This window comes from Pseudomonas sp. FP597 (assembly GCF_030687435.1).
Classification (GTDB): domain Bacteria; phylum Pseudomonadota; class Gammaproteobacteria; order Pseudomonadales; family Pseudomonadaceae; genus Aquipseudomonas; species Aquipseudomonas lactucae.
This window is the reverse complement of record NZ_CP117432.1, coordinates 4,587,351-4,609,315: the sequence shown is the minus strand read 5'-3', so window position 1 is coordinate 4,609,315 and position 21,965 is coordinate 4,587,351. Positions and strand designations below refer to the sequence as shown.

Below are 21,965 nucleotides of genomic sequence, written 5' to 3'. Positions count from 1 at the left end.
CGAGGGAGCTTGCTCCCGTGACGGCCGGACAGCTGGTACATATCTACCTAATGCCCTGCGATCCAAATGTGGGAGGGGCGGTGCGACGATTCGACTTGCCCCCGATGGCGGCTTGTCAGGCGACTATTTTTTGGATCTGACCGAGTACATATCCATTCCTGCGGTAACGGCCGCTTATGGTTCCGCTTTTACAGCGTGTCACTTTTGGAAGAGCGCTGGACCCAAAAGTAACCAAAAGGTCCTCGCCCCAACACTCGGCACCTCGCTTAGGCTCGGTGTGCCCGAACGCAGGCTTGAATCCGTGGGCCGCCGCCATGCGCCATCCATGGCGCAGGGCGGCTAACCCGGCGTCCTGCCGGGTTACCCACGGATTCAAGCCTGCGTTCGGCCAGCGTGTTTGACGGGGCGCCTTAGATCAAGATCAAAAGCCAAAGCCAGAGCCAAAGCCAGAGCAACAGCAAGCAGTTGTGTAGAAACCCATGCCTACAGCGGGTAACAAATTGGACAAGCTCTGTCGCCTTTTCTTACGAGCTGATACGGATCTGGCACCCTTGTTGCTACCTCCCTTAGTAATTGCGGCGTAGCGTCAAAAAAATACGGGTTGTCGGAGAGAGAAGGTCATGAGCCAGGGTATTGAGTTCAATCGGTTGATGTTGGATATGCGCTCCATGCAGATGGATGCCATGGCTCAACCGAAATCCGTCGCGCCAGCGCCGGAGTTGGGCCAAAGCAATTTTGCCGACATGCTCGGCCAGGCCATCAATAAAGTCAGTGATACCCAGCAAGCCTCCAGCCAGTTGGCCAACGCGTTCGAGATCGGCAAAAGCGGCGTGGACCTCACCGATGTGATGGTCGCCTCGCAAAAGGCCAGTGTCTCCTTCCAGGCCCTGACCCAGGTGCGCAACAAGCTGGTCCAGGCCTATCAAGACATCATGCAGATGCCGGTTTAAGGGCGAGATTTAAGTCATGGCAGAAGCAGTCTCCGACAACGTCCCCGCCAAGACAGACGGCAAGCCGCCGCTGTTTGGCCTGTCGTTCCTGGAAAACCTCTCGGAAATGACCATGTTGCGTCAGGTGGGCCTGATGGTCGGCCTGGCTGCCAGCGTGGCGATTGGTTTTGCCGTGGTGTTGTGGTCGCAGCAACCCGATTACCGTCCGTTGTACGGCAGCCTGGCGGGCATGGATTCCAAGCAGATCATGGAAACCCTGGCCGCCGCCGACATCGCCTACACCGTAGAGCCCAACTCCGGCGCCTTGCTGGTCAAGGCTGACGATGTGGCCCGTGCGCGCATGAAGCTGGCCGCCGCCGGCGTGACGCCGTCCGACAGCAATATCGGTTTCGAGATCCTCGACAAGGACCAGGGCCTGGGGACCAGCCAGTTCATGGAAGCCACCCGCTACCGTCGTGGCCTCGAAGGCGAACTGGCGCGCACCATCTCCAGCCTCAACAACGTCAAGGGCGCGCGCGTGCACCTGGCCATTCCGAAAAGCTCGGTGTTTGTGCGCGATGAGCGCAAGCCCAGCGCTTCGGTGTTGGTGGAGCTGTTTTCCGGGCGCTCCCTGGAGCCTGGCCAAGTCATGGCGATCATCAATCTGGTGGCCACCAGCGTTCCCGAGCTGAGCAAGTCGCAGATCACGGTGGTCGACCAGAAGGGCAACCTGTTGTCCGACATGGCCGAAAACTCCGCGCTGACCCAGGCCGGCAAGCAATTCGACTACAGCCGTCGCATGGAGAGCATGCTCACCCAACGCGTGCACAACATTCTGCAACCGGTATTGGGCAACGACCGCTACAAGGCCGAAGTGTCGGCCGACGTGGACTTCAGCGCGGTCGAGTCGACTTCCGAGCAGTTCAACCCTGACCAGCCCGCGCTGCGCAGCGAGCAGTCCACCAGTGAACAACGCACCGCCAGCAATGGCCCGCAAGGCGTGCCGGGGGCCTTGAGCAACCAGCCGCCGTCACCGGCCTCCGCGCCGCAAACCACCGGTGGCGCGGCAGCCACGGCCGGCGCGATCCAGCCTGGCCAACCGTTGTTGGACGCCAATGGCCAGCAGATCATGGACCCGGCCACCGGCCAGCCGATGCTCGCGCCGTACCCGGCGGACAAGCGTAACCAGTCGACCAAGAACTTCGAGCTTGACCGCTCCATCAGCCACACCAAACAGCAACAAGGCCGCGTCAATCGCCTGTCGGTGTCGGTGGTGGTCGATGACCAGGTCAAGGTCAATCCGGCCGATGGCGCCGTGACCCGTGCGCCGTGGAGTGCCGACGAATTGGCGCGCTTCACCCGCCTGGTGCAGGACGCCGTCGGTTTTGACGCCAGCCGCGGTGACAGCGTCAGCGTGATCAACATGCCGTTCTCCGCCGAGCGTGGCGAAACCATCGCCGAGCCTGCGTTCTACTCGCAACCGTGGTTCTGGGACATCGTCAAGCAAGTGCTGGGTGTGTTGTTCATCCTGGTGCTGGTGTTCGGTGTGCTGCGTCCGGTGCTCAACAACATCACCGGCAATGGCAAGAAACAACTGGCGGCTTTTGGCGGCGGCGACGTCGAGTTGGGCGGCATGGGCGGCCTCGATGGCGAACTGGCCAACGACCGCGTGAGCCTGGGTGGCCCGCAAAGCATCCTGTTGCCAAGCCCGAGCGAAGGTTACGACGCTCAGCTGAACGCAATCAAAAGTCTGGTGGCAGAAGACCCGGGTCGTGTGGCCCAGGTCGTGAAAGAGTGGATTAATGCAGATGAGTGATCGAGCCGCTGTTGCCAAACTGACCAAGGTCGACAAAGCCGCTGTATTGCTGCTGTCGCTGGGTGAGACCGACGCCGCCCAAGTGCTGCGTCACATGGGCCCCAAGGAGGTCCAGCGCGTGGGCGTGGCCATGGCGCAAATGCGCAACGTGCACCGTGAGCAAGTCGAACAGGTGATGAGCGAGTTCGTAGAGATCGTCGGCGACCAGACCAGCCTGGGCGTCGGGTCCGACAGCTACATCCGCAAGATGCTCACCTCGGCCCTGGGCGAAGACAAGGCCAACGGCCTGATCGACCGTATCCTGTTGGGCGGCAACACCAGCGGCCTCGACAGTCTGAAATGGATGGAACCGCGCGCCGTTGCCGATGTGATCCGCTACGAGCACCCGCAGATCCAGGCGATCGTGGTGGCGTACCTCGACCCCGACCAGGCCGGTGAGGTGCTCGGCCACTTCGACCATAAAGTGCGCCTGGATATTGTCCTGCGCGTGTCGTCGTTGAACACCGTGCAACCGGCGGCCTTGAAAGAATTGAACACCATCCTGGAGAAGCAGTTCTCCGGCAACTCCAATGCCTCGCGCACCACCCTGGGTGGTATCAAGCGTGCGGCCGATATCATGAACTTCCTCGACAGCTCGGTCGAAGGCCAGTTGATGGACGCGATCCGCGAGATCGACGACACCCTGTCCGGCCAGATCGAAGACCTTATGTTCGTGTTCAACAACCTCTCCGATGTCGACGACCGTGGCATCCAGGCGTTGCTGCGTGAAGTGTCGTCCGACGTGCTGGTGCTGGCCCTCAAGGGCTCGGACGAAGGCGTCAAGGAAAAGATCTTCAAGAACATGTCCAAGCGCGCGTCCGAACTGCTGCGCGACGACCTCGAGGCCAAGGGCCCGGTGCGCGTCAGCGACGTGGAAACCGCGCAGAAAGAAATCCTCACCATTGCCCGCCGTATGGCCGAAGCCGGAGAAATCGTTCTCGGTGGGAAGGGCGGCGAAGAAATGATCTAAGGCGCCCCGCATGTCGAACAAAGATGAGGCGCCCAGCGATCTGATTCGCGCACGGGATGTCGGTGGGTTCGACATCTGGTCGTTGCCCAGTTTCGACCCGCATGTGCCGGAGCCCGAGCCGGAACCGGTGGTCGAACTGCCGGTGGAAATGGAAGAAGTGCCGCTGGAAGAAGTCCAGCCGCTGACCCTCGAAGAGTTGGAAAGCATCCGCCAGGAGGCCTATAACGAAGGTTTCGCGGCCGGTGAAAAAGATGGTTTTCGCAGCACCACGCTCAAGGTGCGCCAGGAAGCGGAGGCGGCGCTGAGCGTCAAGCTGGCCAGCCTGGAGCGCTTGATGGGCGTGCTGTTCGACCCCATCGCCGAGCAGGACTCGCAGATCGAAAAAGCCATGGTGCGCCTGGTGGAGCACATCGCTCGCCAAGTGATCCAGCGCGAACTGTTACTGGACTCCAGCCAGATCGAAAGCGTGATGCGCGAGGCCCTCAAGCTGCTGCCCCTGGGGGTCGGTAATGTGCGGCTGTACATCAACCCGCAGGATTTCGAACAGGTCAAAGCCCTGCGCGAGCGCCATGAAGAAACCTGGCGCATCGTCGAAGACGCCGCGCTGCAGCCCGGTGGTTGCCGCGTCGAAACCGAACACAGCCGCATCGATGCCACGGTGGAAACCCGCATCAGCCAGATCATGGCCAAGCTGTTGGACCAGCAGCACGAGCAAGCATTGAACCCGGCCGAACCCGACCTGAGCGTGGACCTGGACACCGCCGATGCGCCTTGATCGCACCAGCTTCACCAAGCGCCTGGACGGCTACGTCGAGGCCACCGAGCTGCCCGGCCAGCCGATCCTCGAAGGGCGCCTGCTGCGCATGGTCGGCCTGACCCTCGAAGCCGAAGGCCTGCGCGCCGCCATGGGCAGCCGCTGCATGGTGATCAACGACGACAGCTACCACCCGGTACAGGTCGAAGCCGAGGTAATGGGCTTTTCCGGCACCAAGATATTTCTCATGCCGGTCGGCAGCCTGGCCGGTATCGCCCCCGGTGCGCGCGTGGTGCCGCTGGCCGACACCGGGCGCCTGCCGATGGGCATGAGCATGCTCGGCCGGGTGCTGGACGGTGCCGGTCGCGCGCTGGACGGCAAGGGTGGCATGAAGGCAGAAGACTGGGTGCCGATGGACGGCCCGACCATCAACCCGCTCAACCGCAACCCCATCAGCGTGCCGCTGGACGTGGGGATTCGCAGCATCAACGGTTTATTGACGGTCGGCCGCGGCCAGCGTCTGGGCCTGTTCGCCGGTACCGGCGTGGGTAAGTCGGTGTTGCTGGGCATGATGACGCGCTTTACCGAAGCCGACATCATCGTGGTCGGGCTGATCGGCGAGCGGGGCAGGGAGGTGAAGGAATTCATCGAGCACAGCCTTGGCGCGGAAGGCCTCAAGCGCTCGGTGGTGGTCGCGTCGCCAGCGGACGATGCGCCGCTGATGCGCCTGCGCGCCGCCATGTACTGCACGCGTATCGCCGAATATTTTCGCGACAAGGGCAAGAACGTCCTGTTGCTGATGGACTCGCTCACGCGTTTCGCCCAAGCCCAGCGGGAAATCGCCCTGGCCATCGGCGAGCCACCGGCGACCAAGGGCTACCCGCCTTCGGTGTTCGCCAAGTTGCCCAAGCTGGTCGAACGTGCCGGTAACGCCGAGGCCGGCGGGGGCTCGATCACCGCGTTCTACACCGTGTTGTCCGAAGGCGATGACCAGCAGGACCCCATCGCCGACTCGGCGCGGGGCGTGCTCGACGGCCACATCGTGCTGTCGCGGCGCCTGGCGGAAGAAGGGCACTACCCGGCCATCGATATCGAAGCGTCCATCAGCCGGGTGATGCCGGCGGTGGTCACTCCGGAACATATGGCCCGCGCGCAGCAGTTCAAGCAACTCTGGTCGCGCTATCAACAGAGTCGCGACCTGATCAGCGTGGGCGCCTACGTGGCCGGTGGCGATCGCGACACCGACCTGGCGATTGCCCTGCAACCGCAATTGGTGACCTACCTGCGCCAGGGCCTCAACGACAAGATCAGCATGGGCGAGAGCGAAGCGCATTTGCAGTCCATTTTCGCCCCCGCGCCAGGCGGCTAAGCCATGGCCAACAGCCGCGCCGCCCGCCTGGCCCCGGTGGTGGACATGGCCGAGAAGGCCGAAAAAGCCGCGGTCCAGCGCCTGGGTTACTTCCAGGGCCAGGTACGTCTGGCCGAGAGCAAGCTGGGCGACCTGGAGCGCTTTCGCAGCGAATACCAGCAGCAATGGATCGAGCGCGGCACAAAGGGCGTGTCGGGCCAGTGGCTGATGGGTTACCAGGGCTTTCTCAACCAGCTGGAAACCGCCGTGGGCCAGCAGCGCCAAAGCCTCGCCTGGCACCAGAACAACCTCGATAAAGCCCGTGAGAGTTGGCAAGCGGCGTTCGCCCGGGTCGAAGGCTTGCGCAAGCTGGTGCAGCGCTATATCGACGAGGCGCGGGCGCTGGAAGACAAGCGCGAACAGAAGCTGCTGGACGAACTGTCCCAGCGCCTTCCCCGCCAGGAACAGTTTTAACTAACGCAGCAGGGCAAATGTGGGAGGGGGCTTGTCTCCATACATTTGATGGTCTGTGTTGCTCATCGCCGGTTCAGCTGCTAAACCTTGTGTCTATGCCAATGACAAGGAAACAGTCGTATGTCAGTCGAGTCGGAAGTATCCCTGGATGGGAAGAAGTTGACGATCGCAATCAAGGGCCGGTTCGATTTCGGCAGTCACCAGGCATTTCGTGAATCGTATGAGCGCTATTACAAGGTGCCGGAGCTGTATGTGGTCGACTTGAAAGAAGCCACCTACATGGACAGTTCGGCCCTCGGCATGCTCCTGCTGCTGCGTGATCATGCGGGGGGGGACGAAGCGGAGGTCAAGCTGGTCAACAGCAGTTCTGACGTGCACAAGATCCTCGCCATCTCCAACTTCGAAAAGCTGTTCGACATCACTTGACGGGCCTCGCCTCCGTGTCCGAGCCGTTGACCGTCCTGATCGCCGAAGACAGCGCCACCGATCTGCTGTTGCTGTCGACCATTGTGCGGCGCCAGGGGCATCACGTGCTCACCGCTACCAACGGCGAGGAAGCCGTTGAAGTATTCGCCCGCGAACGTCCGCAACTGGTGTTGATGGACGCCCTGATGCCCGTGATGGATGGTTTTATCGCCGCGCGGCGGATCAAGCAACTGGCGGGCGAAGAGCTGGTCCCCGTTATCTTTCTCACCTCCCTGCGTGAAAGTACCGCCCTGGCCGAATGCCTGGACGCCGGCGGTGATGACTTCCTGCCCAAGCCCTACAACCCGGTGATTCTGGCGGCCAAGATCAATGCCATGGACCGCCTGCGGCGCCTGCAGGCCACGGTTCTGCAGCAGCGCGACCAGATTGCCAGGCACCACGACTACCTGCTGCACGAGCAGCGGGTGGCCAAGGCGGTGTTCGACAAGGTCGCCCACTCCGGCTGCATCAACGCCGCGCCGAATATTCGCTACCTGCAATCGCCCTATGCGCTGTTCAACGGTGACCTGTTGTTGGCGGCCTACACGCCATCCGGCGACATGCACGCGTTGCTTGGCGATTTTACCGGCCATGGGTTGCCGGCGGCGGTGGGGGCGATGCCCCTGGCGGATGTGTTCTACGGCATGACCGCCAAGGGCTATGGCCTGGCCCAGATCCTGCGGGAGATGAATGCCAAGCTCAAACGCATCCTGCCGGTGGACATGTTCTGCTGCGCCACCCTGTTGTGCCTGAGCGCGGAGCGGCGCGTGGTGGAGGTGTGGAACGGCGGCATGCCGGACGGTTACGTGCATGAGGTCGCCAGCGGCAAGCGTACGCCGCTGCAATCGCGGCATTTACCATTGGGGGTGTTATCGGCGCAGGCGTTCGATGACCGCACTGAAGTCTGGCCCATGGCCCTGGGTGATCGGGTGTTCCTGCTCTCCGATGGCGTGCTGGACACCGCCGATGGCAACGACCAACTGTTTGGCGCACAGCGTTTGCATGAGGTTTTCGCCGCCAACCGCGAGCCGGACCGTCTGTTCGAAGACATCGAGCAGGCCCTGGCTGCGTTTTGCGGTGAAGCGCGCGACGACGTGAGCATGGTGGAGATTACCCTGCAGCCTGGCCAGTCGCTGCGCGCGACGGGGCCGTTGTATGCCGACAGCGGCCAATCCTGCCCGCTGGATTGGTCGGTCAGTTTCGAATTTCGCGCCGAAACACTCAAACGCTACAACCCGCTGCCTTACCTGTTGCAACTGTTGCTGGAGGTTCATGGCCTGCGCGAGCAGAGCGGGGCGCTCTACAGCGTGATGGCTGAGTTGTATTCCAATGCCCTCGAACACGGCGTGCTGGGCCTGGACTCGCGGCTCAAGCGCGATGCCGCGGGGTTTGCCGAGTATTATCGCCAGCGCAATGACCGCCTGGCGGCGTTGAGCAGCGGCTACGTGCGCGTGCATGTGCAGGTGGTGCCCACCGAGACCGGCGGCAAAATGACGCTGCGCCTTGAGGACAGCGGCCTCGGCTTCGACGTGGAGCAAGTGCTGGCGCGGCCGCTGGATATCGACCGTCTGTCCGGTCGGGGCTTGAGCCTGGTGCGTCAACTGAGCAGCGCGGTGCGTTGGTCCGACGGCGGGCGCAGCGTCTGCGTAGAGTTTTGCTGGGGGGCTCTGGCATAATTCGCCGATTCTTGATCATGGAGCGAGCAAGTGGCTGAGATTCATATGGACCCTGAGGTGTTGTCGGTTTTGCAGGAAGTCATGGAAGACGGGTATCCGAAGTTGCTCGATACCTTTCTTGATGATTCCCAGAAACGCATCGAAGCGCTGCGCAAGGCGCGAGATGATGCAAAGGTGTTGGGGCAGATCGCGCATAGCTTCAAGGGTAGCAGCGGCAACCTGGGGGCCGTGCGGTTGGCGCAACTTTGCCAACAGCTTGAAGACGGCTCCGCCGAGCCTGCCGAGGTGGATCTGCGGGAGTTGGTGGACGAGATCGATCAAGAATTCGCGATCGTTCGGCCGTTGTACGAGCATGAGCGGCAACGATTCGAGCTGTGACTGAAGGTCATTGACCGACCTGGCCCGACTCTTGCTCTACCTCTTGATACTGCATCCCCGATCCCCATGCAGTGGAGACCTTTACCTATGCCAGTCGCCCCGAATTCGCTTCTCCAGGCTGCCCCCGCGGCCAAGCCTCAAGCGCCTGTCGCCACCCCTGCGGTGGTGGCCGCGGACCCGCAGGACAAGGGCCCTGGCTTCGCTCAAGTGTTCGCCAGCCAAGGTTCGAAACCCGTCGTAAAGGGTGACGATAACGCAGCCAGGCCGACCCGTGACAAGCCTGCCGATGCCGGCGCCAAGCCGGTGGACAGCCGCGATACGCCTGCCGCCACTACGCCGGCGGTTGCCGATAGCGGCAATACCTTGCCTGCCAAGCCGCCGGCCACGTCCGACGACAGTGCCGGCCAGGATGACGAGGCACCTGTCGATCCGACCCTGGTGCAGCAGCCCCCGGTTGACCCGGTGGTTGACCCGGCGTTGATTGCCGCTGTCACCCCGGTCGCCGTGCCCGTGCCGGTGGAAAACCCGGTGCCGGCCGCAGCCGTCACCGACGCCAAGGCGCAGCCGGTGGCGGCTGCGCCGATCACGGCGACTGAAGAGGTCAAGCCGGACTTCGACCCGGCAGCCGACCCACTGGACGCCATGCCGGTCGTGCGCCTGGCGATGGAGCAGGGCGGGCATGTATCGGCCAGCAGCCAGGCGCCCGCCAAAACCGCCGCGCCGACGACCCAGGATCAGCCGACCGCCGCGCAGAACTTTGCCGCGGGCCTGGCCACGATGGTCGACCAGCAAGCCACCAAGGACAGCACCGACACCGGTGGCGACAAGGCCTTTGGTGGTCTGATCGAAGATGGCCTCAAGGACTTGAAGCGTGCCGACAGTGACACCCGTGTCGATGACTTCGCCAATCGCCTGGCGGCACTGACCCAGGCGGCCACGCCGAAAACCGCGAATGCCTTGCCGCCGGTGACCAATGCACCGCTGGCCATGCACCAGAGCGGTTGGACCGACGAAATCGTCAACCGGGTGATGTACCTGTCCAGCGCCAACCTCAAGTCGGCGGAGATCCAGTTGCAGCCCGCAGAACTCGGGCGCCTGGACATCAAGGTCAACATGACGGCCGATCAGCAGGCCCAGGTCAACTTCATGAGCGCGCACCCGGTGGTGCGCGAAGCGCTGGAAAGCCAGTCCGGCCGCCTGCGGGAAATGTTCGCCCAGCAGGGCATGGGGCAGGTGGACGTCAACGTCTCCGACCAGTCCCGTGGTCAGGAGCAGCAGCAACAGCAGGCCCAGACCCGTGGCGTGAGCGGCAGTGGCGGGCGCGGTGGCGATAACGGCGACAGCGGCGGCCACATTGATGTGGCCGAGACAATGACGCCCGTGACTTCGACGGTGATCGGCTCCAGCGCCGTCGACTACTACGCCTGACCTGAGCCCAACGCAGCACAAAATGCGGGAGGGGTGGCGTTCCTTTTGTCTCCTACTTGCCAGACAACTCTGGCATAACACTTGCTCTTGCCTTTGCGTAGATCTACGAATCCCCGAATAGTGACGGATTATTGGCATGGCGAAGAGCGAAGACGCAGCAACAGCACCCGCAGGGAAAGGCAAAGGCAAGCTCAAGCTTATCCTGATGATAGTCGTGGGCCTGCTCCTGGCCATCGGCGCCTCGGTGGGTGGCACCTGGTACATCATGCACAGCAGTGCAAGCAAACCGGCTCCCGTCGCCGAAGCCGCCACCAACGCCAAGCAGCCGGCAATCTTCGAACCCATGCTTCCGGCCTTTGTTGCCAACTTCAACCAGAACGGTCGTCAACGCTACCTGCAGGTGAGCATCACCCTGCTGGCACGCAACCAGGCGGACCTGGAGGCGCTCAAAGTGCACATGCCGGTGATCCGCAATAACCTGGTGATGCTGTTCTCCGGACAGAGCTTCGATACCCTGGCCACGCCGGTGGGCCAGGAAATGCTGCGCCAGAAGGTCACTGCCAGCGTGCAGGAAGTGGCCCAGAAAGAGCTCGGCAAAGTCGTGATCGAGCAGGCGCTCTTCACTAATTTCGTATTGCAGTAGGACCACGACATGGCCGTGCAAGACCTGCTGTCCCAGGATGAAATCGACGCGCTGTTGCATGGTGTCGACGATGGTCTGGTACAGACCGAAATGGCTGCCGACCCCGGCAGCGTCAAAAGTTATGACCTCACCAGCCAGGATCGCATCGTCCGTGGACGCATGCCGACCCTGGAGATGATCAACGAGCGTTTCGCCCGCTACACCCGCATCAGCATGTTCAACATGCTGCGTCGTTCGGCGGACGTAGCGGTGGGCGGTGTGCAGGTGATGAAGTTCGGCGAGTACGTGCACTCGCTGTACGTGCCCACCAGCCTCAACCTGGTCAAGATCAAGCCACTGCGCGGCACTGCGCTGTTCATCCTCGACGCCAAGCTGGTGTTCAAACTGGTGGACAACTTCTTCGGCGGTGATGGCCGTCACGCCAAGATCGAAGGCCGTGAATTCACGCCCACCGAATTGCGCGTGGTGCGCATGGTGCTGGAGCAAGCCTTCATCGACTTGAAGGAAGCCTGGCAGGCGATCATGGAAGTCAATTTCGAGTACATCAACTCGGAAGTGAACCCGGCCATGGCCAACATCGTCGGCCCCAGCGAAGCCATTGTGGTGTCCACCTTCCACATCGAACTCGATGGCGGGGGCGGCGACCTGCACGTGACCATGCCGTACTCGATGATCGAGCCGGTGCGCGAGATGCTCGACGCCGGTTTCCAGTCCGACCTGGACGACCAGGACGAGCGTTGGGTCAAGGCCCTGCGCGAAGACCTGCTGGACGTCGACGTACCGCTGAGCGCCACCGTCGCCCGGCGTCAGTTGCGCCTGCGGGATATTTTGCACATGCAGCCTGGGGACGTGATCCCCGTCGAGTTGCCGCAGGAAATGATCATGCGCGCCAACGGCGTGCCATCGTTCAAGGTCAAGTTGGGTTCCCACAAGGGCAACCTGGCGCTGCAAGTGATCGAGCCGATCAATCGTCGCTGATCACCCCTTAATTTTATGAATGCTTGCTCCGCCGAGGACATGTAATGGCTACCGAACACGAAAACACTTCCGCCGAAGACCAGGCCCTGGCTGACGAATGGGCGGCTGCCCTTGAAGAAACCGGCGATGTCGGCCAGGACGATATCGATGCCCTGCTGGCCGCTGACGCCGCCACCGCGCCTGCCGGCAACCGCCTGCAGATGGAAGAGTTCGGCAGCGTGCCGAAGAACAACGAGCCGGTGAGCCTCGACGGGCCGAACCTGGACGTGATCCTCGATATCCCGGTGTCGATCTCCATGGAAGTGGGCAGCACCGATATCAATATCCGCAACCTGCTGCAACTCAACCAGGGCTCGGTGATCGAGCTGGACCGCCTGGCCGGTGAACCGTTGGACGTGCTGGTCAACGGCACCCTGATCGCTCATGGCGAAGTGGTGGTGGTCAACGAAAAGTTCGGCATCCGCCTGACCGACGTGATCAGCCCAAGTGAACGCATCAAGAAGTTGCGCTGATATGAAACGGCTGATGGTGGGACTGTTGGTCGCGCTGCCAGTTCACGCCTGGGCCGCCGAGCCGGTGGCCCAGGCTGCCGCCGCGCCGGTGACCGGCAGTGTCGGCGGGCAGTTGACCCAGTTGGTGCTGGGCCTGTTGCTGGTGGTCGGTGTGATTTTCGTGCTGGCCTGGCTGATGCGCCGCGTGCAGAGCATCGGCCCGGGCAACGCCCAGGTGATCGAGCTGGTCGGCTCGCGCGCGCTTGGCCCGCGTGATCGGCTGGTGCTGGTACAGGTGGGCGAGGAACAGATCCTGCTGGGTATCACCCCTGGGCGCATCACCCCGCTGCATGTGCTCAAGACCCCGGTGCAAACCACCCAGTCACAGCCCGCCACGCCGGAATTCGCTCAGCGCCTGATGGAGTTGCTGGGCAAGGATCAGAAGGATAAGAAGTGATGCGTGTTTTATTGACGCTCATGCTGTGGCTGGCCACGCCGTTGGCCTTTGGCGCCGACCCGCTGTCGATCCCGGCGATTACGCTGGGCACCAACGCCGCCGGCGCCCAGGAATATTCGGTCAGCCTGCAGATCCTGCTGATCATGACGGCGCTGAGTTTTATCCCGGCGTTCGTCATGCTGATGACCAGTTTCACACGGATCATCATCGTGTTCTCGATCCTGCGCCAGGCCCTGGGCCTGCAGCAGACGCCGTCGAACCAGATCCTCACCGGCATGGCGCTGTTCCTGACGATGTTCATCATGGCGCCGGTGTTCGACAAGGTGAACCAGCAAGCCCTGCAACCGTACCTCGCGGAAAAAATGACGGCCCAGGACGCGATCGACAAGGCCCAGGGGCCGATCAAGGACTTCATGCTGTCGCAGACCCGCTCCAGCGACCTCGAACTCTTCATGCGCCTGTCCAAGCGTACCGACATCGCCAGCCCGGACCAGGCGCCGCTGACCATTCTGGTGCCGGCGTTTGTCACTTCCGAGCTGAAAACCGCCTTCCAGATCGGCTTCATGATCTTTATCCCATTCCTGATCATCGACCTGGTGGTGGCGAGCGTGCTGATGGCCATGGGCATGATGATGCTGTCGCCGCTGATCATCTCGTTGCCGTTCAAGATCATGTTGTTCGTGCTGGTGGACGGCTGGGCGCTGATTATCGGCACCCTGGCCAGCAGTTTCGGCGGGGTATAGCGCGATGACGCCAGAAGTCGCCGTCGACCTGTTCCGTGAAGCGCTGTGGCTGACCACCATGATGGTCGCGGTGCTGGTGGTGCCGAGCCTGTTGGTGGGGTTGCTGGTGGCGATGTTCCAGGCCGCGACGCAGATCAACGAACAGACCTTGAGCTTTCTGCCGCGCCTGTTGGTGATGCTGGTGACGCTGATCGTCGCCGGCCCGTGGCTGGTACAGACCTTCATGGAATACATCCTGCAGCTGTACGGCAGTATTCCGCAGTTGATCGGCTGATCCGATGAACTCGCTGCTGGCGTTGACCGATACCCAGATCAGTACCTGGGTGGCCTCCTTCATCCTGCCGTTGTTCCGCGTGACGGCGATGTTGATGGCCATGCCGGTGTTCGGCACGACCCTGGTGCCACGGCGTATTCGCCTGTATTTCGCGGTGGCGATTACCGTAGTGATCGTGCCGGGGCTGCCGCCGATGCCGGCGGTCAATGCGCTGGATTTGAGCGCGTTGATGCTGATCGCCGAGCAGGTGCTGATCGGTGCCATGCTCGGGTTTTCGCTGTCGCTGTTTTTCCAGGCATTCGTGATTGCCGGGCAGATCATCTCGATCCAGATGGGCATGGGCTTTGCGTCCATGGTCGACCCCACCAACGGTGTCTCTGCGGCGGTGATCGGGCAATTTCTGACCATGCTGGTGACCTTGCTGTTCCTGGCCATGAACGGCCATCTGGTGGCGTTCGAGGTGCTGACCGAAAGCTTTACCACCTTGCCGGTGGGCTCGGGGCTGGTGGTCAATCACTTCTGGGAAGTCGTCGGGCGCCTTGGCTGGGTGTTGGGCGCCTCTCTGTTGCTGGTATTGCCGGCGATCACCGCGCTGCTGGTGGTCAACATCGCATTCGGGGTGATGACCCGCGCCGCGCCGCAACTGAACATCTTCTCCATCGGTTTCCCATTGACCCTGGTGTTGGGCATGTGGATTTTCTGGGTCGGCATGGCTGACATCCTCAATCAGTATCAACCGCTGGCCACCGACGCCTTGCAGTTCTTACGCGATCTGGCACGGGCGCGCTGAGCCATGGCCGAGAGCGAAAGTGGTCAGGACAAGACAGAAGACCCCACGGAGAAACGGAAGAAGGACTCCAGGGAAAAGGGCGAGATTGCGCGCTCCAAGGAACTCAACACCGTCGCGACCATGATGGCCGGCTCCGGCGCGCTGCTGATCTACGGTGGCGGTCTGGCGCTGGACCTGCTGGAGCTGATGAAACATAACTTCAGCCTGCCCCGTGAAGTGTTGCTCAACCCCGACTCCATGGGGCAATACCTGATGCACTCGGGGAAAATCGCGCTGCTGGCGGTGCAGCCGATCTTGATCACCTTGCTGCTGGCCGCGCTGATCGGCCCGGTCGCCCTCGGCGGCTGGCTGTTCGCGGCCGGCAGCATGGCGCCCAAATTCAGCCGCATGAACCCGGCCGCCGGGCTCAAGCGCATGTTTTCCGCCAAGGCGCTGGTGGAGCTGCTCAAGGCATTGGCCAAGTTCATCCTGATTCTGTTCGTGGCGCTGTCGGTGTTGTCGTCCGACGTCGATGATTTGCTGCGCATCGCCCACGAACCGCTGGAGTCGGCGATCATCCACAGCGTGCAGGTGGTCGGCTGGAGCGCGCTGTGGATGTCGGCCGGGCTGATCATCATTGCGGCGGTGGATGCACCGATCCAGCTGTGGGAAAGCCACAAGAAACTGCTGATGACCAAGCAGGAAGTGCGTGACGAGCACAAGGACCAGGAAGGCCGACCCGAGGTCAAGCAACGCATCCGCCAGCTGCAGCGCGAAATGTCCCAGCGCAAGATGATGGCGGCGGTGCCCGACGCCGACGTGGTCATCACCAACCCGACCCACTATGCCGTGGCCCTCAAGTACGACCCGGAGAAGGGCGGCGCGCCGATGCTGCTGGCCAAGGGCAGTGACTTCACTGCCTTGAAAATCCGCGAAATCGCCGTGGCCAACGAGATCCTGCTGTTGGAGTCGCCGGAACTGGCGCGGTCGATCTTCTATTCCACCGACCTCGACCATGAAATCCCCGCCGGGCTGTACCTGGCCGTGGCGCAGGTACTGGCCTACGTCTATCAGATCCGCCAATACCGCGCCGGCAAAGGCAAGCGCCCCGACCCGCTCAAGGACTTGCCGATCCCGCCGGAATTGCGCCGCGATTCGTAATCCGCATGCCGCCTTCCCTTTAACGGTTGCCGTTACCACCTATCGTCAATCGATGTCTACCTGTCAACTCTGACAGTAGCCAACCACCTCTTCTCACGGTTCTATGGCCGTGGGTGGTTACGAGCTGCGGGGAGAAGGGTATTGGAAGTGGGCAGTGGTGTCATCGAGTCCTATAACCCGGCGACGGGAGAGGGTTTGATTGCGCTCGATGGCGGCGAAGAACGTGTGCTGGTTAACCGACGCAACTGGATTGGGACCACGCTTTGGGTGGGAAGGCGGATGACGTTTCAAATGAGACATGGACGCGAAGGTGTTTATGCGTTGCGCATCGGTGCATTGCCAAACACCTGAATAAGCTCAATGAAAAGTACGGAGAACGGCAATGGCTACGGGTACGGTGAAGTGGTTCAACGCGGAAAAGGGCTTTGGGTTTATTACTCAGGATGGGGGCGGAGCTGACGTCTTTGTTCACTTTTCCGCGATCCAGAGTGACGGGTTCAAGACGCTCGAAGAAAACCAGAAGGTTGAGTTCGAAATCGAACAAGGACAAAAAGGACCTCAGGCTACGAGCGTGCGAGTGGTGTGAAGACTCATTGATTGATCGTTCGCCGGTAGCGCTGCACGCAAAAAAATCCAACTGTGGGAGGGGGCTTGCTCCCGATAGCAGTGTGTCAGGCAGCAGATTCATGGCCTGACTCACCTATATCGGGAGCAAGCCCCCTCCTACATTTGGATCGGTATATGGCCTTAGACACGGTCGCTTGTGAGGTTAACCAAACCCGAAACCAAAGTTGGAAGGCTTCTTGCACTACCCCCACCAGGACGCCTCCCGGCGTCAAAAGTTTGCTTTACGTTACGAGGAATACCGGTGGTGGATCGCTCTCAAATGCTCGGCACGGCCCGTACGACCCTGACTGACCTCTCGCGGGGTAATCTGGGTGTGCCGTTGTTGTTGCTGGTGATGCTGGCAATGATGATGTTGCCGATGCCGCCGTTCCTGCTCGACGTGTTCTTCACCTTCAACATCGCCCTGTCCGTGGTGGTGTTGCTGGTCTGCGTATACGCCCTGCGGCCGCTGGATTTCGCGGTGTTCCCGACGATTTTGCTGGTGGCGACCCTGTTGCGCCTGGCCTTGAACGTGGCCTCTACCCGCGTGGTGATGCTCCACGGCCAGGACGGTCACGCTGCCGCCGGCAAGGTGATCCAGGCCTTCGGTGAGGTGGTGATCGGCGGTAACTACGTGGTGGGTATCGTGGTGTTCGCGATCCTGATGATCATCAACTTCGTGGTGGTGACCAAAGGCGCCGGGCGAATTTCCGAGGTGAGCGCGCGGTTTACCCTCGACGCCATGCCCGGCAAGCAGATGGCTATCGACGCCGACCTCAACGCCGGCCTGATCGACCAGAACCAGGCCAAATCCCGCCGTCTGGAAGTGGCCCAGGAAGCCGAGTTCTACGGTTCCATGGACGGCGCCAGCAAATTCGTGCGCGGTGACGCCATCGCCGGCCTGCTGATTCTGTTCATCAACCTCATCGGCGGCATGGCCGTGGGCATCTTCCAGCACGGCATGACCTTCGGCGATGCGGGCAAGGTCTACGCCTTGCTGACCATCGGTGACGGTTTAGTGGCGCAATTGCCATCACTGTTGTTATCCACAGCGGCTGCAATCATGGTCACCCGTGCCTCGGGCTCCGAGGACATGGGCAAACAGATCAGCCGGCAGATGTTTGCCTCGCCCAAGGCCCTGGCCGTGGCTGCAGGCATCATGGCGATCATGGGTATCGTGCCGGGCATGCCGCACGTGTCATTCCTGAGCATGGCCGCCATGGCGGCGGGTGGTGCCTACCTGTTCTGGAAAAAGCAAAACGCAGTCAAGGTCCAAGCCCTGCAGGAAGTCGCGCGCCAGCAGGAGCTGCTGCCGTCCCCGGCCCGCGCCCAGGAAACCAAGGAGCTGGGCTGGGACGATGTGACCCCCATCGACATGATCGGCCTGGAAGTCGGCTACCGCCTGATTCCGCTGGTGGACCGCAACCAGGGCGGCCAATTGCTCGCGCGGATCAAGGGCGTGCGCAAGAAGCTGTCCCAGGACCTGGGCTTTTTGATGCCCACCGTGCACATCCGCGACAACCTCGACCTGGCGCCGAGCGCCTACCGCCTGACGCTGATGGGCGTGATCCTGGCCGAAGCCGAGATCTACCCGGACCGCGAGCTGGCGATCAACCCCGGCCAGGTGTTCGGCAGCCTCAACGGCATTACCGCCAAAGATCCGGCTTTTGGCCTGGAGGCGGTGTGGATCGAAATCAGCCAGCGCAGCCAGGCGCAGTCCCTGGGCTACACCGTGGTAGACGCCAGCACCGTGGTCGCCACGCACCTCAACCAGATTCTGTACAAGCACTCCCACGAGCTGATCGGCCACGAAGAAGTCCAGCAATTGATGGGTTTGCTGGGCAAAGCCTCGCCAAAACTTGCCGAAGAGCTGGTGCCCGGCGTGCTGTCGTTGTCGCAACTGCTCAAAGTGCTGCAAGCGCTGCTGGCCGAACAGGTGCCGGTGCGCGACATTCGCAGCATTGCCGAGGCCATCGCCAACAACGCCGCCAAGAGTCAAGATACCGCCGCGCTGGTGGCGGCGGTGCGTGTCGGATTGTCCCGCGCAATCGTGCAAAGCATTGTAGGGCTTGACTCCGAGCTGCCTGTGATCACCCTGGAGCCCAGGTTGGAACAGATTTTGCTCAATAGTATTCAGAAGGCGGGACAAGGCCAGGAAGAGGGCGTTCTGCTGGAGCCAAGCATGGCTGAAAAACTGCAGCGTTCTTTGATTGACGCCGCCCAGCGCCAGGAAATGCAGGGCCAACCGGTGATTCTACTGGTGGCAGGCCCGGTCCGAGCGATGTTGTCGCGGTTTGGACGCCTGGCAGTACCGAATTTGCACGTTTTGGCTTATCAGGAAATTCCTGACAACAAGCAAGTGACTATCGTCGCGACAGTAGGGCCCAACGGCTGAGGGTAGTGGGTTATGCAAGTGAAGCGTTTTTTCGCCGCCGATATGCGTCAGGCCATGAAACTGGTCCGTGATGAGCTGGGCGCCGACGCCGCGATTATCGGTAACCGTCGCATTGCCGGCGGTGTCGAGCTGACGGCTGCCCTGGATTACACCCCTCAGGCCCTGGCCCCGCGCGTGCCGAACATGGAGCTTGAAGACGAGCTGCGCAAGACCGCCTCGCGCATCGTCTCGGCCCAGGCCGAGCTGAGCATGCGTGGCGACAGCGATGCCACCACCAATCGCCAATTGTTCGCCGGGCTGCCGTTGACCGCCTCCGAGCCGCTGGTCGAGCCGACTTTCATCGAGCCACCGCGTCCTGCCGCGCCAGCCCCGGCCGCCGGCGTCGACCAGCGCGCGTTCGACTCGATGCGCTTTGAACTCAACGGCCTGCGCGAACTGCTGGAAGTCCAGCTGGGGTCGCTGGCCTGGACACAGTTGCAAGGCAGCAAGCCGCAACAGGCCAACCTCTGGCGTCGCCTGCAACGCATCGGCCTGTCTGGCCCGCTGTCCCGCGACCTGCTGGCACTGACCACCGAAATCGAAGAACCCCGCCAGGCCTGGCGCATGTTGCTGGCCCACTTGGCGCGGATGATCGCCACTCCGGAAATCGAGCCGCTGGAAGAGGGCGGTGTGATTGCCATGGTCGGCCCGGCCGGCATGGGCAAGACCACCACCCTGGCCAAGCTCGCCGCCCGTTATGTGCTCAAATACGGCGCCCATAACATCGCGCTGGTGAGCATGGACAGCTATCGTATCGGTGCCCAGGAGCAACTCAAGACCCTGGGCCGTATCCTCAACGTGCCGGTGACCCACGTCGATCCGGGCCAATCCCTGGCCAATGCCCTCGATCCGCTGCTGCGCAAACGCGTGGTGCTGATCGACACCGCCGGCCTGCAAGCCAGCGACCCGGCGTTGCGCCTGCAGCTGGAAAGCCTGGCTGGACGTGGCATCAAGTCGAAAAATTACCTGGTGCTTGCAACCACCAGCCAGAAACAGGTTCTGACCGCTGCGTATCACAGCTACAAACGTTGCGGCCTGGCCGGCTGCATCCTGACTAAACTGGATGAAACCGCCAGCCTGGGCGAAGTGTTGAGCCTGGCGATCAGCCATGAATTACCGGTTGCCTACCTGACCGATGGGCCGCGGATCCCGGATGATTTGCATCTGCCGCGCCGTCATCAGTTGGTCAGCCGTGCCGTGAGCGTACAAATGCAAGACGAGCCTAGCGAGGAAGCGATGGCCGACATGTTCGCCGATCTCTACCACCACCCGGCAAAACGGGTCGGTTGAAGTCGATGAGCACCGTGAAATGTATCTACATCGATGGTCTGCAAGCGATTCACGCGGCCAAGCCATGTAGCCTGCGTCTAAGCAAGACAAGGTAAAGAAATAAAATGGGCAGCATGCATCCCGTACAGGTGATCGCGGTGACCGGCGGCAAAGGTGGCGTCGGAAAAACTAACGTGTCAGTGAATTTGTCCCTGGCGCTTGCAGAGCTTGGCCGTCGCGTCATGCTGCTGGATGCTGACCTGGGACTGGCGAACGTCGACGTTCTGCTGGGGCTGACGCCCAAACACACCCTGGCCGATGTGATCGAGGGGCGCTGTGAGCTGCGCGATGTGCTGCTGCAGGGCCCTGGCGGGATCCGCATCGTGCCGGCCGCGTCGGGCACCCAGAGCATGGTGCACCTGAGCCCGGCACAGCATGCCGGCCTGATCCAGGCCTTCAGTGATATTGGCGACAACCTCGACGTGCTGGTGATCGACACCGCCGCCGGGATCGGCGAGTCCGTGGTCAGCTTCGTGCGCGCGGCGCAGGAAGTACTGCTGGTGGTCTGCGATGAACCCACCTCGATCACCGACGCCTACGCCCTGATCAAACTGCTTAACCGTGACTACGGCATGAACCGCTTCCGCGTGCTGGCCAACATGGCCCAGAGCCCGCAGGAAGGACGCAACCTGTTCGCCAAGTTGACCAAGGTCACGGATCGTTTTCTCGATGTCGCCTTACAATACGTTGGTGCAGTTCCCTACGACGAGTGCGTGCGCAAGGCTGTGCAAAAGCAGCGTGCAGTCTACGAAGCGTTCCCTCGTTCCAAGTGCGCCTTGGCGTTCAAGGCGATTGCCCAGAAGGTCGATACCTGGCCCTTGCCTGCCAACCCTCGGGGGCATCTGGAGTTTTTCGTCGAACGATTGGTGCATCAGACGAGCGCAGGACCTGTGCTATGACAGCGAACGGCTATAACGCTTATAAGAAGTCCGCCCGTGACAGCCAGGGTGAGTTGATCGAGCGCTATGCGCCGCTGGTCAAACGCATTGCCTATCACCTGCTGGGACGCCTGCCCGCCAGCGTCCAGGTCGAAGACCTGATCCAGGCCGGCATGATCGGCCTGCTCGAAGTGTCGACCAAATACGATGCCAGCAAAGGCGCCAGTTTCGAGACGTATGCGGGTATCCGCATTCGTGGCGCGATGCTCGATGAAGTGCGCAAGGGGGATTGGGCGCCACGTTCGGTTCACCGCAATACGCGCATGGTCAGTGACGCAATTCGGGCAATTGAAGCAAAAACCGGTCGCGACGCTAAAGATCACGAAGTTGCGGCCGAACTCCAATTGAGTCTCGACGATTATTACGGGATTTTGAACGATACCTTGGGCAGCCGCCTGTTCAGTTTCGACGACCTGTTGCAGGACGGCGAACACGAAGGGCTGCACGAGGACGGCGCGAGCGCACACATGGAGCCGTCGCGCGACCTGGAAGATCAACGCTTCCAGGGTGCGTTGGCGGACGCCATCGCCAATTTGCCGGAACGTGAGCGATTGGTGTTGGCGCTGTACTACGACGAAGAGCTGAACCTCAAGGAAATCGGTGAGGTCCTGGGTGTCAGCGAATCGCGGGTCAGCCAGTTGCACAGCCAATGCGCCGCCCGTTTGCGGGGGCGTTTGGGAGAGTGGCGAGCGCGCTGACAGGCAGTGTGGGGACACTGCAAAGCGATACCGCGAGGGCGTTTGATTTTCGTGGTTCGGCCCGTGGTGGCCCCGGCAGTCCTATTTGTGTAATGCCTGTTGATTGAAATGGCGCGTCCAGGTGCTGGGCGCGTTTAAGACTGCTTGGAGGTCGAATTGGACAAGAA

At 61.8% G+C, this 21,965-nt stretch carries 24 protein-coding genes; all 24 read left to right on the top strand.

Features of this window, described 5'->3' with window-relative positions:
* Window positions 1-620 precede the first annotated feature (620 nt).
* Window positions 621-950, top strand: a complete 330-nt coding sequence (gene fliE, locus PSH66_RS20980) for a flagellar hook-basal body complex protein FliE (RefSeq protein ID WP_003175315.1) — start codon at window positions 621-623, stop codon at window positions 948-950.
* 16 nt (window positions 951-966) lie between these two features.
* Window positions 967-2,745 (top strand): flagellar basal-body MS-ring/collar protein FliF, encoded by a 1,779-nt coding sequence (fliF, locus tag PSH66_RS20975; RefSeq protein ID WP_078734108.1) that lies wholly within the window; start codon window positions 967-969, stop codon window positions 2,743-2,745.
* A complete protein-coding gene (gene fliG, locus PSH66_RS20970) occupies window positions 2,738-3,754 on the top strand; it encodes a flagellar motor switch protein FliG (RefSeq protein WP_003175313.1) in 1,017 nt (338 codons plus the stop codon). Before fliF ends, fliG begins: the two co-directional genes overlap by 8 nt.
* Before the next feature lie 10 nt (window positions 3,755-3,764).
* Window positions 3,765-4,529, top strand: coding sequence for a flagellar assembly protein FliH (gene fliH / locus PSH66_RS20965; protein WP_003175312.1), 765 nt, complete (start codon window positions 3,765-3,767; stop codon window positions 4,527-4,529).
* Window positions 4,519-5,877 (top strand): flagellar protein export ATPase FliI, encoded by a 1,359-nt coding sequence (gene fliI, locus PSH66_RS20960; protein WP_305427585.1) that lies wholly within the window; start codon window positions 4,519-4,521, stop codon window positions 5,875-5,877. The genes fliH and fliI overlap by 11 nt, the downstream gene beginning before the upstream one ends.
* A 3-nt stretch (window positions 5,878-5,880) precedes the next feature.
* Complete coding sequence (gene fliJ, locus PSH66_RS20955) at window positions 5,881-6,330, top strand: flagellar export protein FliJ (protein ID WP_003175310.1); 450 nt, start codon at window positions 5,881-5,883, stop codon at window positions 6,328-6,330.
* Between the two features lie 120 nt (window positions 6,331-6,450).
* Window positions 6,451-6,756 carry an STAS domain-containing protein gene (locus PSH66_RS20950; RefSeq protein WP_003175309.1) on the top strand — a complete coding sequence of 102 codons (306 nt, stop codon included), beginning with the start codon at window positions 6,451-6,453 and terminating at the stop codon, window positions 6,754-6,756.
* Window positions 6,753-8,471, top strand: a complete 1,719-nt coding sequence (locus tag PSH66_RS20945) for a fused response regulator/phosphatase (protein ID WP_141063595.1) — start codon at window positions 6,753-6,755, stop codon at window positions 8,469-8,471. Before PSH66_RS20950 ends, PSH66_RS20945 begins: the two co-directional genes overlap by 4 nt.
* A gap of 30 nt (window positions 8,472-8,501) precedes the next feature.
* A complete protein-coding gene (locus tag PSH66_RS20940; RefSeq protein WP_003175307.1) occupies window positions 8,502-8,849 on the top strand; it encodes an Hpt domain-containing protein in 348 nt (115 codons plus the stop codon).
* Between the two features lie 87 nt (window positions 8,850-8,936).
* A complete protein-coding gene (locus PSH66_RS20935; RefSeq protein ID WP_305427584.1) occupies window positions 8,937-10,277 on the top strand; it encodes a flagellar hook-length control protein FliK in 1,341 nt (446 codons plus the stop codon).
* A gap of 136 nt (window positions 10,278-10,413) precedes the next feature.
* On the top strand, window positions 10,414-10,920 hold the full coding sequence (gene fliL, locus PSH66_RS20930) for a flagellar basal body-associated protein FliL (protein ID WP_003175305.1): 507 nt from the start codon (window positions 10,414-10,416) through the stop codon (window positions 10,918-10,920).
* Window positions 10,921-10,929: 9 nt separating this feature from the next.
* Complete coding sequence (gene fliM, locus PSH66_RS20925; RefSeq protein ID WP_078734099.1) at window positions 10,930-11,898, top strand: flagellar motor switch protein FliM; 969 nt, start codon at window positions 10,930-10,932, stop codon at window positions 11,896-11,898.
* A gap of 44 nt (window positions 11,899-11,942) precedes the next feature.
* A complete protein-coding gene (fliN, locus tag PSH66_RS20920) occupies window positions 11,943-12,410 on the top strand; it encodes a flagellar motor switch protein FliN (RefSeq protein WP_003175303.1) in 468 nt (155 codons plus the stop codon).
* 1 nt (window position 12,411) lies between these two features.
* Window positions 12,412-12,846: a flagellar biosynthetic protein FliO gene (gene fliO / locus PSH66_RS20915; protein ID WP_003175302.1), complete on the top strand. Its 435-nt coding sequence runs from the start codon at window positions 12,412-12,414 to the stop codon at window positions 12,844-12,846.
* The gene (gene fliP, locus PSH66_RS20910) at window positions 12,846-13,589 is read left to right on the top strand and encodes a flagellar type III secretion system pore protein FliP (protein ID WP_003175301.1); all 744 of its coding nucleotides are present in this window, start codon (window positions 12,846-12,848) and stop codon (window positions 13,587-13,589) included. Before fliO ends, fliP begins: the two co-directional genes overlap by 1 nt.
* A 4-nt stretch (window positions 13,590-13,593) precedes the next feature.
* On the top strand, window positions 13,594-13,863 hold the full coding sequence (gene fliQ / locus PSH66_RS20905; protein ID WP_003175300.1) for a flagellar biosynthesis protein FliQ: 270 nt from the start codon (window positions 13,594-13,596) through the stop codon (window positions 13,861-13,863).
* A gap of 4 nt (window positions 13,864-13,867) precedes the next feature.
* Complete coding sequence (gene fliR, locus PSH66_RS20900) at window positions 13,868-14,653, top strand: flagellar biosynthetic protein FliR (protein ID WP_003175299.1); 786 nt, start codon at window positions 13,868-13,870, stop codon at window positions 14,651-14,653.
* A 3-nt stretch (window positions 14,654-14,656) separates the two neighbouring features.
* Window positions 14,657-15,793: a flagellar biosynthesis protein FlhB gene (gene flhB / locus PSH66_RS20895; RefSeq protein ID WP_003175298.1), complete on the top strand. Its 1,137-nt coding sequence runs from the start codon at window positions 14,657-14,659 to the stop codon at window positions 15,791-15,793.
* A 141-nt stretch (window positions 15,794-15,934) separates the two neighbouring features.
* Complete coding sequence (locus PSH66_RS20890) at window positions 15,935-16,144, top strand: hypothetical protein (protein WP_080547113.1); 210 nt, start codon at window positions 15,935-15,937, stop codon at window positions 16,142-16,144.
* Window positions 16,145-16,175: 31 nt separating this feature from the next.
* Window positions 16,176-16,379, top strand: a complete 204-nt coding sequence (locus PSH66_RS20885; protein WP_003175296.1) for a cold-shock protein — start codon at window positions 16,176-16,178, stop codon at window positions 16,377-16,379.
* A 300-nt stretch (window positions 16,380-16,679) separates the two neighbouring features.
* Window positions 16,680-18,794, top strand: a complete 2,115-nt coding sequence (gene flhA / locus PSH66_RS20880) for a flagellar biosynthesis protein FlhA (protein ID WP_370694860.1) — start codon at window positions 16,680-16,682, stop codon at window positions 18,792-18,794.
* A 12-nt stretch (window positions 18,795-18,806) separates the two neighbouring features.
* A complete protein-coding gene (gene flhF / locus PSH66_RS20875) occupies window positions 18,807-20,123 on the top strand; it encodes a flagellar biosynthesis protein FlhF (RefSeq protein ID WP_141063600.1) in 1,317 nt (438 codons plus the stop codon).
* Window positions 20,124-20,227: 104 nt separating this feature from the next.
* Window positions 20,228-21,061 (top strand): flagellar synthesis regulator FleN, encoded by an 834-nt coding sequence (fleN, locus tag PSH66_RS20870; protein ID WP_003192912.1) that lies wholly within the window; start codon window positions 20,228-20,230, stop codon window positions 21,059-21,061.
* Window positions 21,058-21,798, top strand: coding sequence for an RNA polymerase sigma factor FliA (gene fliA, locus PSH66_RS20865; protein ID WP_003175292.1), 741 nt, complete (start codon window positions 21,058-21,060; stop codon window positions 21,796-21,798). Before fleN ends, fliA begins: the two co-directional genes overlap by 4 nt.
* Window positions 21,799-21,965 lie beyond the last annotated feature (167 nt).

Excerpts from the sequence above, each read along its gene's own strand:
- fliE (WP_003175315.1), top strand. The coding sequence starts at position 621 with ATGAGCCAGGGTATTGAGTTCAATCGGTTGATGTTGGATATGCGCTCC.
- fliF (WP_078734108.1), top strand. The coding sequence starts at position 967 with ATGGCAGAAGCAGTCTCCGACAACGTCCCCGCCAAGACAGACGGCAAG.
- fliG (WP_003175313.1), top strand. The coding sequence starts at position 2,738 with ATGAGTGATCGAGCCGCTGTTGCCAAACTGACCAAGGTCGACAAAGCC.
- fliH (WP_003175312.1), top strand. The coding sequence starts at position 3,765 with ATGTCGAACAAAGATGAGGCGCCCAGCGATCTGATTCGCGCACGGGAT.
- fliI (WP_305427585.1), top strand. The coding sequence starts at position 4,519 with ATGCGCCTTGATCGCACCAGCTTCACCAAGCGCCTGGACGGCTACGTC.
- fliJ (WP_003175310.1), top strand. The coding sequence starts at position 5,881 with ATGGCCAACAGCCGCGCCGCCCGCCTGGCCCCGGTGGTGGACATGGCC.
- PSH66_RS20950 (WP_003175309.1), top strand. The coding sequence starts at position 6,451 with ATGTCAGTCGAGTCGGAAGTATCCCTGGATGGGAAGAAGTTGACGATC.
- PSH66_RS20935 (WP_305427584.1), top strand. The coding sequence starts at position 8,937 with ATGCCAGTCGCCCCGAATTCGCTTCTCCAGGCTGCCCCCGCGGCCAAG.
- fliL (WP_003175305.1), top strand. The coding sequence starts at position 10,414 with ATGGCGAAGAGCGAAGACGCAGCAACAGCACCCGCAGGGAAAGGCAAA.
- fliM (WP_078734099.1), top strand. The coding sequence starts at position 10,930 with ATGGCCGTGCAAGACCTGCTGTCCCAGGATGAAATCGACGCGCTGTTG.
- fliN (WP_003175303.1), top strand. The coding sequence starts at position 11,943 with ATGGCTACCGAACACGAAAACACTTCCGCCGAAGACCAGGCCCTGGCT.
- fliO (WP_003175302.1), top strand. The coding sequence starts at position 12,412 with ATGAAACGGCTGATGGTGGGACTGTTGGTCGCGCTGCCAGTTCACGCC.
- fliP (WP_003175301.1), top strand. The coding sequence starts at position 12,846 with ATGCGTGTTTTATTGACGCTCATGCTGTGGCTGGCCACGCCGTTGGCC.
- fliQ (WP_003175300.1), top strand. The coding sequence starts at position 13,594 with ATGACGCCAGAAGTCGCCGTCGACCTGTTCCGTGAAGCGCTGTGGCTG.
- fliR (WP_003175299.1), top strand. The coding sequence starts at position 13,868 with ATGAACTCGCTGCTGGCGTTGACCGATACCCAGATCAGTACCTGGGTG.
- flhB (WP_003175298.1), top strand. The coding sequence starts at position 14,657 with ATGGCCGAGAGCGAAAGTGGTCAGGACAAGACAGAAGACCCCACGGAG.
- PSH66_RS20885 (WP_003175296.1), top strand. The coding sequence starts at position 16,176 with ATGGCTACGGGTACGGTGAAGTGGTTCAACGCGGAAAAGGGCTTTGGG.
- flhA (WP_370694860.1), top strand. The coding sequence starts at position 16,680 with ATGCTCGGCACGGCCCGTACGACCCTGACTGACCTCTCGCGGGGTAAT.
- flhF (WP_141063600.1), top strand. The coding sequence starts at position 18,807 with ATGCAAGTGAAGCGTTTTTTCGCCGCCGATATGCGTCAGGCCATGAAA.
- fleN (WP_003192912.1), top strand. The coding sequence starts at position 20,228 with ATGGGCAGCATGCATCCCGTACAGGTGATCGCGGTGACCGGCGGCAAA.
- fliA (WP_003175292.1), top strand. The coding sequence starts at position 21,058 with ATGACAGCGAACGGCTATAACGCTTATAAGAAGTCCGCCCGTGACAGC.